This is a genomic window from Kaistella sp. (genome assembly GCF_049588135.1).
GTDB lineage: Bacteria > Bacteroidota > Bacteroidia > Flavobacteriales > Weeksellaceae > Kaistella.
The window spans coordinates 1-13,825 of the sequence record NZ_JBAVFG010000171.1; the positions used below are offsets into that span (position 1 = coordinate 1).

A 13,825-nucleotide genomic window follows, 5' to 3' on the forward strand; every position below is an offset into this window, starting at 1 on the left:
GTTATAGAGCTTATCCAAATTATGGAACAATTAAGCAAATAAAAATACACCAGAATTATTTGATAAAACTATGCAAAGGAAAAAATAAAAATTTTTCTAAAAATAACTTAAAATTTAACGATTATGAGAAAACTAATTACAATTTGCCTTTGTATGGTAATATATATGGGCTGTGCACAAGGACAAAATCAAGCGACTTTTTTTCAGGGGTAATCTTCTCCACAAAAATTAAATATTCCGATTTTAGATTTGGTATTTTCTATCGATGACTATTTCAGATCAACATCACCTCCAAAAACCACCCCATTACCACCGCCATTTTTCCAGCCAACTGCAAGCCACTCCCATCAAAAAAGCGAATCAAAGCAAATTTCAACAGACCTTCGTGAACATCCCCCAAATCCCTCACTTTCAGGAATAAAAACCTCAGAATAGGGAAGAGAAACCTCAAAAACAACATCCACAAATCCCAACGAATCCTGTCCCTCATCAGGATCGATGAACCGCAGCGTCACCTCCGCTTTCCTACTTCCCGCAGGAATACGGTCGAAAAAAAGCGTCCGCTTTTCATAATCATACCAGATAATGTGGCAAAAGTCCTGTGGACTTTTAGCATTGACGGGTGAGCATTGGCAAGACATCTGAAGAGTGTAAACAAGCAAACATTCCCGAACCAATTTTCAACTATAATTCCAGCGATATTTCTATTGAATTTAGAAAAGATATTTACAATATTGAATATTTGAATAACTTGAAATTAAATGAGCGACAGCTAGAAGCGCTTATTTACTTTAAATCGAAACGAAAAATCGTAACATCAGACGATGTGAAAAAATATACCATTAGCTTATTTTTAAGCGCTTCACAAGTCACCGTTTCTTTATCTCTCATCAATTCGTGATAAGTATTGTAAACTTTCTGCTCAAATGTTTTTAGATAAAAATTAAGCGATTTGCTTTCTTCTGAAGAACCACTAATCTTCTGCATCGCAGAATTCCATTTTAAAGGTTTTATCGTACGTTTTGTGCTGATCTCAGATATTTTACCGTCAATGGTAATTCGCAAATAAATAGCAGCTTCTCCTGCAGAATTGATTTTGGCTTTTTTTACATAGAAAAGCAAATTAAAGGTCTTGTTCATATGGTGTGATTTTAAGATTTAAAATTAACCTTAGTAAAACCTCAGCACAAGATGTTCAGTTGCTGAACTAGCTCCTAAACACGGTTTATCTGAATTTCCAGTGACCTATTTTAACCCGTTTCTACAGGTCACTGAATAGGTCACTTTCAGATGGTGCTTTTTTAACTCTTTTTGAACATCCATAAAACGAAAAAAGCTTTAAAACATATGTTTTAAAGCTTTTTGTACTACTTTGATAGTGTAGTTGCGATCCGGACGGGATTCGAACCCGCGACCTCCGCCGTGACAGGGCGGCATTCTAACCAGCTGAACTACCGGATCAATTTTTTGAAAAGTAATTGATCAACTTTTATTATACCTTTTATAAATTAGTTAAAACTTATAAAAAGCGATCCGGACGGGATTTGTACTTTTTCAGAAAAAGCCCTAACCGTAAGCTTTATGCTGTTTCCTTGTTTAGTAGGTCACCGAATAGGTCACTTTTATAAACAATTTAGAGAGCGTTTTTTTTACTGGTGCAAAGATATTGTTTTTTTTGTTTTTTGCAAACAAATTCAGCTATTTTAATTTCAAACAATCATATATAGCAGAATATCAAATACAAAAACATTCTTCAAACATATTATAATAACAAACATATAATTTTAAATTTAAAGTCAAATAAAAATTAAAAAAACTGCATGTGGTTGTATATTATCATAAGTATTATTATAGGTGTTATCTTCAAAAGGCACTCTGTCTTTATTGTGAGATTGGTTTTTGCTAATAATCCTATTCATGTTATCATATCTCATTATTAATGAATAATCTGCTTGTCGGTTTCCTGTTAGATTAAAACTAAGGGAACGTATATAAATGTAAACAATAAGACGTATTCTATTGATCGTACAAATAATGATGCTCTAAAAAATAATATTTTTAAGATTCCATTGAAATTTATAAGGAATCGATAAAGAAAGTAAAAAAGCTAGTTTTAAATACAATGATTCAGTCAGAAAGTTGCTATAACTTTTTTGAATATCATAACTCAAAGGATACAGGTCTTGACAATGGCATCAAGACCCAGATGTATAAAGTCTTTCTTCCAATAATGTTTAATTTCGTAATTTTGTATACCTTACTAAACATATTTATGGGTGAAAACGAAGAAAAAAAAGTTGCAGAAAAACCATTGAAAATCATGGTTGCTTCAACTGTACTTAACTCACAGGATATTGTGGAACAAGTCTGTAGCACATTAAGTGGCTACGGATATCATGTTATGAACTCGCATATCAAAACTATACCTGCTAATCCTCGGATATCTAACCTTCAAAACTGCCTTAATGCCGTTGAGGCAAGTGATTTGGTATTTGGAATTATTACTCCCAGATATGGTGCGGTCATTGCGGGAGATTTGTCTATCACACATCAGGAAATGAGAAGGTCTATCGAACTGGAAAAGCCCAGATGGTTTGTTTCACATCGTGATATTTATGTTGCAAGGGAGTTATTGAAACAATATATGTATTTACCAGGGTCTGCCTCACAGGCAGCCAATCCTGATTTTATATTTATAAGGACAGGAGTTCTGGATGATATAAGATTGGTACATCAGTATAACGATGTAATCCGTAATGAAATAGAGACAGATAAGAGAACCGGACATTGGGTTGATGAATACTATCGCCTGCCGGATATTTTGAGGGTCGTTGAAACCCAGTTCAAAGATGTAGATAGAGTTCGTGCTATCGTAGAAGCAATGAAACAATAGAAATGAGAGAAGAAAACCAATTACATAGTTTATTAAAAGAAGGTGAAAGTGATCAGATGGAATTCAAAACTTCCATTGACAAGATGGCTATTGGTAAAGCTATCTGTAGCTTTTTGAATGCTAAAGGTGGGCGAGTATTAGTAGGCATAGATGAATCTGGACAAGTAAAGGGGGTATCTAATGCCAATGTACATGCGGAGAGACTGAAAATTTTCCTTCTTTCGCAAATTGTGCCCGAAGCACCTATAACAATTAGCAATGAGCCCATAGATGATAAGGAAATTATTTTGCTTAAAGTTTATAAAGGATCCAAGCAGCCTTACATTTTTGACGGCAACATTTATTACAGGGAGGGAAAGCAAACCAAAAGGGCTACCTCCGGCCAAATTTCCGAACTTATCCATGGCAGGCAAAAATCTGAAATTCATTGGGAACGCAGTCCTGCTATTAATGTAGAATTGGAAGATTTAGATCAAAAACTTATTCGCTCAACAATTGAGGAATCAAGAAGAAACCATCGTGGTAATTTTGAATCAGACGACGTGCTGGATTTTCTGTCATATTATGGACTTTATGAAAATGGGTATTTTAGCAATGCATGTGTTGTTCTATTTGCCAAAACCCCTTCGAAATTTATTCCGCAGATACGTGTCCGTTTAACAGAGTATGCCGATTCTAAAACCAGTAATTCGTTGTTAAGAGATGAAGTTCTGGAAGGTAATCTGTTTGATACCCAAGACAGACTCGAACGCTATATCAGTAATTTGGGAGTTAGAAGTGTGTTTGCATCTAATCAATGGAAACGAGTGGATTTCAAATTTCCAATCAAGGCCCTGCAGGAGGGCGTTATAAATGCTTTAATGCACAGGGATTACAGCAATCCATCCAGCAGTGCCACCATTAGTATTTATCCGGATAAAATAATTATATCAAATAGCGGACATCTTCCAGGCGAGCTTAGGGTTAGCGAGCTTAAGAAAAGCCACGCATCACATCCGGTCAATCCGGATATTGCCCATATTGTTTTTCTCAGAGGATTAATTGATAAGTTAGGAAGAGGTACTCTGAAAGTAATAGAAGAATGCCGCAGAGAAGGTCTTAAAGACCCTGCATGGAAAGATGCAGGTGATGGAGTTACGCTTACCTTTAATGGACCAAAAGCATTACCTTATAAAAGGATGGCTAGAGATGATGATTTTAGAGATGATTTAAATGAGGGTTTAAATGATGGTATAAATAAGCTTTTAGATGCTGCGGTAAATGATGGTTTAATTGATGGTATTAGTGATGGTATTAGAAGGGAGCTAATGAAGGTCGTATCTTTATTAAGAGATAATGAAGGATTGAATGCAAATGGTATCATAGAGGCGATGGATAAATCTAAGCCAACTATTGAAAGATATTTAAGTATTGCTAAGAGTGCTGCAATAGTCGAGTTTACAGGTTCAAGAAGAACAGGAGGTTATTACTTGACAGATAAGGTTAAGAAGGCACTCAAATAGAATAGGGATAAAAGCAATAAGTTTTCTTACCATTATTAAGCTGCATTATGAGGGTTATGCAGGAGTACAAAATAATGGTATAATTATATTCATTTATTAGGATAGACTAGTTATTACCTTTCAGCAATGATGGTTTAAATGATGGTTTAAAGTTTAGTCTTCTTAAACCTAAAAGCATACTATAACAATTCCATTTATTATAATTCCCTATAATTCCTAAACTAAGATCAATTTCACAACTATCGCATGGGTTACAATTTAATTTCAGGAACAAGTCAGCGCTTCTATCATACAATTGAAAGTGATTTAGATGCTATTACCACATCTCCAACCCGTGAAGGAATTTTTAAAAATTTGTCTCAAATAGGTTATGATAAGTTTCCTGAATTTATCCTTGACATATTAGTAAAAGTTGAGGGCCATACTGCAGTTGATGTAACTGATGGCCAAGGTGATGAAAAACAAGATATTCTCACAACGAATCCTAAGGGAGAAAGATGTATAACACAGTGTAAGCATACAGGGAATTATCAATCTCATTATAATGGCAATGATTTAGATACATTAGTCGTAGCGTCCCTGAGAAAGGACTGCCAGCAAGGTATTTTTGTAACAAATGCGGATCTAACGCCTCAAGGAAAGAAATACATTAATGATGAAGAATATAACAGAGGAATCAAAAGTCCAGAAGATCTTCGAGACATAAGTTACTGGAATGGGTTTAAAATCTGGGAGAAAATAAAAAACAATAAGGATATATTAAATAAATGGTTTAGCGACCTCGGGCAAGTTCATTCTCTGCGTAGCTTTAAATTTGATCTTACCGTTCAGGAGTTCCCATATGATGATGGCCGTGATGAAGGGGAATCGTTTAATAATATTATCGCTAAGCTTAAAAGTAAAAAATGGGTTAAAGAGGTTGAAGAAGGGTTGGTTTATAGAGGTAATTTTTCATCCAGATACGAAGTGTATTTTAAAAGATGGTTTCAATTCACAGGTGGACTTGATATTAACTTTATTCCTTCAGGGAATAATTTAAATTTTATAAACAAAGCATTATATGCGTTGACTATTGAGGTAAAAATAAAATCAGATAAAAATTATTCTCCATCAATTATACGCCAGGATATAGTAAATAAAATAGTAAAAGAAATTTTGCCAATATCTCAGCCCGGTAAAACGTGGTGGCATATTACCACCAGCAAGATTAAAAGTTTTATATATATTCATGACATTCAGGAGCCACGTGAAATTGACCTGACTTCCTCTTTAACATTTATAAGCACTGAAACCGGAAAAGTTTTCCCTGAGCTAAAGTACTGCACCGATCTTAAAGGTAAATTTAAAACTATAAATGTTGATGAGGATATTATAATGGTGCATCGCAACTCGGGAATTTCAGTTATTCCATATTTTGAACAAAAGATTGATCCGGTTCAACAGTACGACAACCAGATTATACAACAACGACAGCTTGCGGAAATTGCAACTTATAATTTCTTTGCAGTAAAAAATATTGATTCGTCTTATTTAATGAGGGTAAGAAGATTGCTAGATCATCATTGGGTGGCTTTGCAGATGGATGATGACACAATCATTTGGGCCGTAGACCCCGATACAGACCCTGAAAAAATTGACCTTATTCATGGCAGAGTTGAAACACTGGGTGTTAGTATTTTACGAATTCCGGCAGAAGAAATCCCAAAAATCCTGAAAAACATACAAAAAGATCTGTCTCCCAGCACATGGATGTACACATCAGATATTGATTCTATAAGTTTTCCAATTTTGCTGGAGAAGAGAATATTTTGGCTTTCAAAGGAATTCTCTTTAGCAAAAGAAATTGATGTTGAAATGGCAATCGAACTATTAAAATATAAATATACCTATGAATCCAGAAATGGATTTGAGAATATGGTAACTGATCAAATGGCAACACATTCGACTGAACTAAAATCCTTATTGCTTGACATCCTGAATATTCGAGGAAACAAAATGTTAGATTTAGGATTTTCTAAAAACACAATTACCCTGTATATGCGATTTCGTGAAATTGGATTGGAATCTGCGGACGTATTGGCTGCAAAATACATTAAGGAATTTCAAAAGATCATGGATGAAATTCAACTATTGTAGTAACTAAATAAGAGATATTTATTAGCATTGGTTTTTATAAGGTACTAAAATGGAAATAGTAAAATCATATACAATACAGAGAAACAAGGAAATGACTTACGCTGAATCAGTTAAGGAATTAGATTTAATAACTAAGAACGCTAGCCAAAGATCCGAATAATATAAAACTCAGGTGCTGTATGACCATGTTTTCAGAAGTTAAAAATATCAATCCAGTATTTCAGGAAGTTCTTAACCGATACTATAAATGATATCCGAGATGAGCAAACAATATGTTTCATTAATTAAATTTAGGAATGGCAATAAACTGGAACAATATACGTCCGTTAAATAACAGCCTCAATGATGGCTTTGAAGAATTGGTATGCCAACTGGCTTCACGAGAAATCGTAGTTGGTAAGGATAAATTTTGGAGGATGGGCAAACCTGATGCCGGAAAAGAATGCTACTGGGTTTTAAAAAATGGCGATTTACACATGTGGCAGGCAAAGTTTTTTACAACAAGTTTTTCGGCTACGCAATGGAAAGAAATTAATAAGTCGGTTATTACGGCTATTGATAATCATCCGAAGCTTAAAAAATACAATATAACTTTACCTATTGACATGCCGGACGGCAAGGTCAAAGAAAAAAAATCAATGCTGGATAAATGGAAGTCAAAGACCCTGGAATGGATGGATTATGCCAAAACAAAAGATATTGACCTGACATTTGATTTTTGGGGCAGTTCCGAACTTATCACAAGGCTTTCTAAAAAGGAAAACGAAGGAATAAAATATTTCTGGTTCCATCAGGAGGAATTTCTAGATACATGGTTCAACTATAAAAATCAGGAAAGCACGACTGCTTTGGGAGCCCGATATACCAAAGATCTGAATGTCGAATTGCCGATAGCCAAACTTTTTGACGGCATTGCCAGAGATGAAAATTTCAAAAAGCAGTCAGATGAAAGCTATACTGCTTTTATAGAAAAATACCGCGAAATCAGGGTTACTACTGAAAATGCAATTATCAACGAAAATCTTGAAATAATAGATGAGATTGTCAATAAAATTAAAGTATACTATAAAGAAATAGATTTTAAAGGCCAAGCGGATTTAGGTTTTGATGATATTATTGAAAGCTTAGAAGCAGCATATGATCCAACAGAGAAAGTACTGCGAGGCTTTTATGGCTTGAGGTCAGAAAAAGAAAAGAAACCTGAACCTCACGCGTACAACCGTCCCTTCACAACAGAAGTTAATGTTGTCGGAAAGTTCATTTCCGCAATAGGTGAATACAAAGAATTTTTACAAGGCGACACGGTCTTTCTTGCTAATAGTCCCTACTTGCTGTTGGTCGGTGAAGCAGGAATCGGAAAGTCTCATTTATTCGCTGACATTGTAAAAAAGAGAGGTGAAAACGAGCAGAAAAGCCTTTTCCTGCTTGGGGAAAATTTTTCAAATAAAGATTTGCCGTGGACACAAATCCTGCGCAATCAATTGCGAATTAACGGAATTGATGAGCTCGTTTTTTTAAGTGCTCTTAATGCTCAGGCCGAAAGTGCGCAAAAGAGAACTGTTCTCTTTATCGATGCCATCAACGAGGGTGAAGGTGTATCAATATGGCCTAATCGTTTGAAGTCATTCATAGACTCGGTTAAAGCATTTCCATGGCTTGGCATTGTGTTAAGTCTGCGTTCTTCATATGAGCGATTAATCGCGCCTGATGCACAATTTGATGAATCTGTCATTCTGAAAGTACAGCACGAAGGATTCTCTAATTATGAATACGAGGCAACTAAACGTTTTTTTGAGTTCTACGGAATCATTGAACCTGGAACACCTATATTAAATCCTGAATTTCACAATCCACTTTTCTTAAAATTGTTCTGCAAATCAATTCATGCAAAAGGATTAACACAAATCCCTGCCGGTGTTGACGGTATTACTTCCATAATCGAATTTTACCTTGACAGCATCAATGTTAAGCTTTCTACCGCTACCGAGCTGTATTATGATGAAAGTAAAAAATTGGTACATAAGGCAGTCAATGAAGTACTGTTTCAAATGGTCGATGCGGATCAGGAATTTCTTTCCTATGACAATGCCAATACGACAATAGACTCGATTTTTACAGGTAATTGTTATAAGCCTGAGCCATTCTTAAAAAAGCTGCTTTCCGAAGGTATTTTCAATAAAGACCTCCGATGGTCGGATGACGTTAAACAGTTTGAAGTAATATATTTTGCTTATCAAAGGTTTCAGGACCATCTTACAGTCTCAATGCTTCTGGATAAGCATTTGGATGTGGAAAATCCGAAAGAATCTTTTGAAAGAGGCAAGCTTCATGAATTGGTCAAAGACGACATGGCGTGCTGGAAAAATCAAAACTTGATTGAGGCTTTGGCGATACAGCTTCCGGAAAGGACAGGTAAAGAAATATTCGAGCTCGCCGAACACACAAAAGTATTTTATCAGATAGCGGATGCTTTTTTAAATTCCCTGATATGGCGGAAACCGGAAAGTGTCGGCGACGCGTCTAAAGATTTTGTAAATGATGTCGTCGCTCACGACGAGGAATTATTTCATCGGTTTTTAGGTACTGTGATATCGGCATCAATGAAACTGGAATTTTATTTTAATGCGGATAGCTTGCACAACTATTTAAGTGGCTTTACGATGCCTGAGAGAGATAAAGCCTGGACAATTTATCTACAGGATAAATATGGCGACAACAGCGGTACAAATGCTGTAAGCCGATTAATAGATTGGGCATGGAAAGATGACGCTAAATCACATGTATCTGACCAGGCAATATTATTAGCTTGCACAACTCTCTCTTGGTTTTTATGCAGCCCTAACCGTTACCTGCGGGATGCTGCTACAAAAGCATTAATTTGTTTACTTGAAAAGCGTATACATTTGATTCCTGGATTGTTGGAGAAGTTTAAAGATGTCAACGACCCATATATAAGCGAAAGATTGTACGCCGTTACCTACGGTTGTGTATTACGATCAGGAAAGGGTCAGTCATTAGTGGAATTGTGCAACTATATCTATGACAATATTTTCAACAAGGATATGGTGGTAGCGAACATTTTGTTGCGGGACTATGCCAGGGGTGTGATTGAATTTGCACTACACGAACACATAAAATTAGACTTAGATGTCGCCAAATTCAGGCCTCCCTACAAGAGCCAGTCGCTTCCATCGAAATTTCCTTCCAACAAAGAAATTGATGACAAGTTTGAACCCAATGGTGAAGAAGAACGCTACGGTAAAGGTCAATGGGGTGCCACGGCAATCCTCGGCTCTATGACTACTGAGTACGGTCGAAAGACAGCCGGTTATGGTGATTTCGGAAGGTATGTATTCCAAAGCGCGCTGACTCACTGGAAAGTTGATTATGACGGCTTAAGCAATTATGCTGTAGAAAGAATTTTTGAATTGGGTTACGATCCCAAAATATTTAGCGAATTTGACAGTAGCCAGGGTTCCGGGCGAGGCAGCGGTCATTACGAGCGGATGGGAAAAAAATACCAATGGATCGTGTTCAATGAATTGTTGGCAAGGGTATCCGACCAATGTGAACTTTTAGATGAATCCCAATGGGATGACAAAGGAAAAACAATTCCGTACGAAGGACCGTGGAACCCAAATGTAAGGAATATTGACCCAACTGTCATAATCAAAGAAACCAGAGCCGAGCGTTATAAAAAGTACACTCCTAATTGGTGGTTCAATACGACTTTCAATTCATTTGATGGCCCCATAAAAGATTGGCTTATAGGTACAGAAAATTTACCTGTACCTTCGGATATATTGGAAGTTACTGATCCTGATGGTAACAAGTGGCTGTGGCTTGATATTGATTTAGGTTGGACTGAGCCAGAAACACTTGGCGAAGATAAATACGGCAGCGTTCAAAAAAAACTCGCTTACTGGGTATCAAGTTATCTTGTCCGCCGAAGTGATCTTGCAAAGATTGAAAAAAACTTCAAAGGTGATTTTTTCCGTAGCGAACTGCCGGAAATCAGGACAATGACCAATGTTTTTTCCAGGGAATACTATTGGTCTGAGGCTTTTGCATTCCATAATAAACCCTATTACAATGGTGAGGATTGGATTATAGTATTCAGCAGAAAAAATGACAAGTTTATTGGAGAATTTCACCGCACAAGTGAATGTTTTTTATGGGAGGAGGAATACGACTGTTCTAAAAGCGATTCCATTTATTATCACAAGCCAGTTCAAAAAATTAAGGAAGGACTTGAAATGAAGTTTTCCAAGAATGAAGGAGAGTTTGTAGATGGCAACGGCGAGCTTGTTTGTTTTGATCCGTCGGTCAATAATAAAAGCCTTTCTGGATTGCTAGTAAGGAAAGATAAGCTGATCGAATGGCTTGAAAAGGAAGACTTTGCCTTACTATGGAATGTCAAGGGTGAAAAACAAGTAATTGGCTACAAGCATTGGAAAAAAGAGGAATATTTGGGACAACTTCAAATATCGGGATTGTACAAATTACAGAATCAGGAAGTCAAGGGAAAACTGGGATTTCTAACATCTAAGTAAAGTATTAACAGATAGCTATTTGAAATGAGATATAGATTACGAAAGGATTCGACTTCAATTATTATTGCTAGACACCAATAAAGTTTTCACCCATTGCAAAAGTATCTGTTAACATAGTCAAATGGTATTTTTTCTTGTTCAAGTCTCCAATTGTTTGTCTTTAGGAGATTGTAAAGTTCTCTTTCGTTGTTAGTTAAATTAAGGGTTGTTGTATCGGTAGTCGGCTTGCCTGAATCATTTTCAAAGAATTTTTCAAATGTTGTCTTGTCCATTAAAATACTTTGAGTATGATTGAAGTGCTTTCTAATTCTTGATAACATTTCAAATCCGTGAACATCAATATCTCCCCAATAAAGAACGGTTATGTCGTTTAACCATTTGGTGTTTTTAATATTTGTAACTGCATTTCCTTGTCCGAAAATTGCAATTGTTTTATCCATTTTAGGCAATGTCAACGTTGTATAAAGTGTAGTCTTATTCTCAACAATAAGCACTTTTTTTAAGGGAAGATTTAGATTTTCAAATTGACTAACAGGAATAGTAATGTCGTCAAGGTTTGAAAAATAGGTTTGACTTATTTTTTTGTCCAATACCTTAAACCTGACCAATGGTTCACGAAACTTTAAATTGAAACGTTTTTCAAATTCTTTTTCGTTAAGGTTTATATGGTTTTGAATAATTATATCAAGTAATTCGGTTATAATACTTTGATTGGATTCAATAAATTTAGTGTGTACATTGGCAGGTAATTCTCTGATATAAAGATTTGGTTTCGGGCAATTTTTAAAGTAGTTACAAACCTTTAATAAGCTTTGCCATTTGCTTTGATGCTGAATTATTTTTGTTGGGTTTTTAATTATCCATTCTTTTAATTCAGGAAAATTTGTGTGAATTATTTGCCAGTCATTTATAAAATGTTCTACCTCTTTTTCTTTACCTAAGAATTTTAAAAAATCTTTTTCAGTATCAAAATAAATACTTGTCGGAAGCTGTTGGGTTCCAATTGTTTTTGTTTTTATGGTTTGATAATCTAACGTATATCCAAATCCTTTTTTTTCTTTTGATTGATTTACAAGAGCCAAAATTTCTTTTTGAAAATCGGAAATTGTGGTTTTGCTATAAGTTTTGTCGCCTGGAATAATAATTCTTGAAAATGGGATTGCCTGAACAAGAGATTGCAGAAAGGAAAAGTATTTCCTTTCTGCCTTTGCTTTTATGTCATTTGGACTTATCATTTATTGATGAAATTTTCTCGTTCCTCTTTGAATTGTTCAATCGGCATATCATAAAGCCAAGAATATTTTTCGTCTTTTCTTTCTACATAGTGAACGTATGAAATATATGGTTCAACAATATCAATATTTGTGGTCGGGGTTACTACTAGAAATTGTAAATGTAGCTGTTTGCACAGTTCCAAAAGATATTTGGCTTTGTCTGCATCTTGGTTAGTGAAACTTTCATCTACTGCTATGAAACGAAATGAATTGGTTTGTAAACCTTCTTTTGTAAGTCCGAACTGATAAGTAATAGCTGCACATAGAATAGTATAGGTCAATTGTGGTTTTTCGCCACCAGAAAGTTGCCCCATATTCTCATAAGTTTTGAATTTTTGATTGGTTTCTTTGTAAAACTCTTCAGCTTTGTAGCTAAACCAAGAACGAACTTCCATTACTTTTTTTCTCCAATCTTCTTTGCTTAACTTGTTAATTAAAGGTTCTATATTGTTATTAAAATGATTTTCTCTGCCGTCAATAGTTTCTTCCATTTTTTTAAAGTCCGGAATAGCGTTGTGTAACAAATTTCTAAAGTCTTTTACTTCATCGCTAATTTTTGTTGGAGCTACAAGCTGAACATAAGTAACAGGCGAACTTTTGAAATCAATCCCTTTTAGTGATTCATTTAAGTGATTTATATTTTCCTTTATGGATTCTGCCCAATTTTCAAAAAACATTCTAAAATCGCCAACTTTATTGGTAATTGTTTCTTGTAAATAATCCTTGAATTTCTTTTCAAATCGTATCAAATCCTCTTCCACTAATTTTTTATAAAAGGTTTGATATTCTTCAATTAAATCCAAATTGGTGGATTCAGGCAATTTGCTCACATCAGAACGCCAGTCTTTGAATTTTGTAGTGATGTTTTCGGTTGGCTGTTTGAATGCATTTATTTTTATTCTTACTTCCGATTCTTTATTGCCTTTTCTTGTATTGAATTGGCCAATTTTAGTTGATGTATCATTTTGGAAGTCAGATTGTGATTTTTTGATTGTGGAAAAGCCAACATTGAGTAATTCAGGATTTACATTTTCAAATTCCGAAATATCTTTATTTCCTAAAGATTTTAGTAATCCCAAATTTTCATTTAATTCTTTTTCAATGTTCTTAATTGTATTTCCTAATTCAAATATTTCTTGACCTTTATTCCAAATCTCAACATCTGTCAATTGTTTTAAATCGGCTTCTACTTTTTTTAATTGTTCTTGAAGCGTTTTTACCCTATCATTTGTAGCTTCTAATTTCTTTTTTACTTCTTCCTTTTCCTGAATTTGATTGGCATAAGTTTGCCAATCAATATCATCATATTTTGTGAACAGCTTGAAGAGGTCAGCGTAATCCTCTTTTTTTACTTCAATTTCTTTAATTCTTTGGCTAATGCTCCTAGATTCTTGTAAAGCCGTTTTCTCTTTTTCTTGTAGGTCTTTTATTTCGTTTTGAAGAAATTTTATTTTGTCTTTATTGTCC

General features: G+C 35.0%; 9 protein-coding genes and 1 tRNA gene. 5 read left to right on the top strand and 5 right to left on the bottom strand.

Translation table 11 applies throughout. The features are described 5' to 3' along the window. Nucleotides 1–274: 274 nt before the first annotated feature. The 3 genes from WBY99_RS09470 to WBY99_RS09480 all read right to left on the bottom strand — a co-directional run bounded on the left by WBY99_RS09470 (nucleotide 275) and on the right by WBY99_RS09480 (nucleotide 1,461). Nucleotides 275–490 (bottom strand): hypothetical protein, encoded by a 216-nt coding sequence (locus WBY99_RS09470; protein WP_423976087.1) that lies wholly within the window; start codon nucleotides 488–490, stop codon nucleotides 275–277. A 296-nt stretch (nucleotides 491–786) separates the two neighbouring features. Then, nucleotides 787–1,140 carry an Arm DNA-binding domain-containing protein gene (locus tag WBY99_RS09475; protein ID WP_423976088.1) on the bottom strand — a complete coding sequence of 118 codons (354 nt, stop codon included), beginning with the start codon at nucleotides 1,138–1,140 and terminating at the stop codon, nucleotides 787–789. Between the two features lie 247 nt (nucleotides 1,141–1,387). Then, nucleotides 1,388–1,461, bottom strand: a tRNA-Asp gene (locus WBY99_RS09480). Nucleotides 1,462–2,122: 661 nt separating this feature from the next. On the opposite strand from WBY99_RS09480, the gene WBY99_RS09485 reads away from it, so the two are divergent. The 5 genes from WBY99_RS09485 to WBY99_RS09505 all read left to right on the top strand — a co-directional run bounded on the left by WBY99_RS09485 (nucleotide 2,123) and on the right by WBY99_RS09505 (nucleotide 11,084). Beyond that, complete coding sequence (locus WBY99_RS09485; protein ID WP_423976089.1) at nucleotides 2,123–2,893, top strand: DUF4062 domain-containing protein; 771 nt, start codon at nucleotides 2,123–2,125, stop codon at nucleotides 2,891–2,893. Nucleotides 2,894–2,895: 2 nt separating this feature from the next. After that, complete coding sequence (locus tag WBY99_RS09490; RefSeq protein WP_423976090.1) at nucleotides 2,896–4,395, top strand: RNA-binding domain-containing protein; 1,500 nt, start codon at nucleotides 2,896–2,898, stop codon at nucleotides 4,393–4,395. Nucleotides 4,396–4,641: 246 nt separating this feature from the next. Continuing rightward, entirely contained in the window at nucleotides 4,642–6,531 is a 1,890-nt protein-coding gene (locus WBY99_RS09495) for a restriction endonuclease (RefSeq protein WP_423976091.1), read from the top strand. Nucleotides 6,532–6,692: 161 nt separating this feature from the next. Beyond that, nucleotides 6,693–6,782, top strand: coding sequence for a DUF1810 family protein (locus WBY99_RS09500; protein WP_423976095.1), 90 nt, complete (start codon nucleotides 6,693–6,695; stop codon nucleotides 6,780–6,782). Between the two features lie 45 nt (nucleotides 6,783–6,827). Further along, nucleotides 6,828–11,084 carry a hypothetical protein gene (locus tag WBY99_RS09505; RefSeq protein WP_423976092.1) on the top strand — a complete coding sequence of 1,419 codons (4,257 nt, stop codon included), beginning with the start codon at nucleotides 6,828–6,830 and terminating at the stop codon, nucleotides 11,082–11,084. An 86-nt stretch (nucleotides 11,085–11,170) separates the two neighbouring features. Here the strand turns inward: WBY99_RS09505 and WBY99_RS09510 are convergent, their stop codons facing one another. After that, entirely contained in the window at nucleotides 11,171–12,319 is a 1,149-nt protein-coding gene (locus tag WBY99_RS09510) for a Wadjet anti-phage system protein JetD domain-containing protein (protein WP_423976093.1), read from the bottom strand. Then, on the bottom strand, nucleotides 12,316–13,825 hold a 1,510-nt coding region (locus WBY99_RS09515), incomplete at its 5' end, for an SbcC/MukB-like Walker B domain-containing protein (protein ID WP_423976094.1). The genes WBY99_RS09515 and WBY99_RS09510, both read right to left, overlap by 4 nt.

Coding starts and splice junctions, on each gene's coding strand:
- WBY99_RS09485 (WP_423976089.1), top strand. CDS start 2,123: ATGATTCAGTCAGAAAGTTGCTATAACTTTTTTGAATATCATAACTCA.
- WBY99_RS09470 (WP_423976087.1), bottom strand. CDS start 490: ATGAGGGACAGGATTCGTTGGGATTTGTGGATGTTGTTTTTGAGGTTT.
- WBY99_RS09475 (WP_423976088.1), bottom strand. CDS start 1,140: ATGAACAAGACCTTTAATTTGCTTTTCTATGTAAAAAAAGCCAAAATC.
- WBY99_RS09495 (WP_423976091.1), top strand. CDS start 4,642: ATGGGTTACAATTTAATTTCAGGAACAAGTCAGCGCTTCTATCATACA.
- WBY99_RS09490 (WP_423976090.1), top strand. CDS start 2,896: ATGAGAGAAGAAAACCAATTACATAGTTTATTAAAAGAAGGTGAAAGT.
- WBY99_RS09505 (WP_423976092.1), top strand. CDS start 6,828: ATGGCAATAAACTGGAACAATATACGTCCGTTAAATAACAGCCTCAAT.
- WBY99_RS09510 (WP_423976093.1), bottom strand. CDS start 12,319: ATGATAAGTCCAAATGACATAAAAGCAAAGGCAGAAAGGAAATACTTT.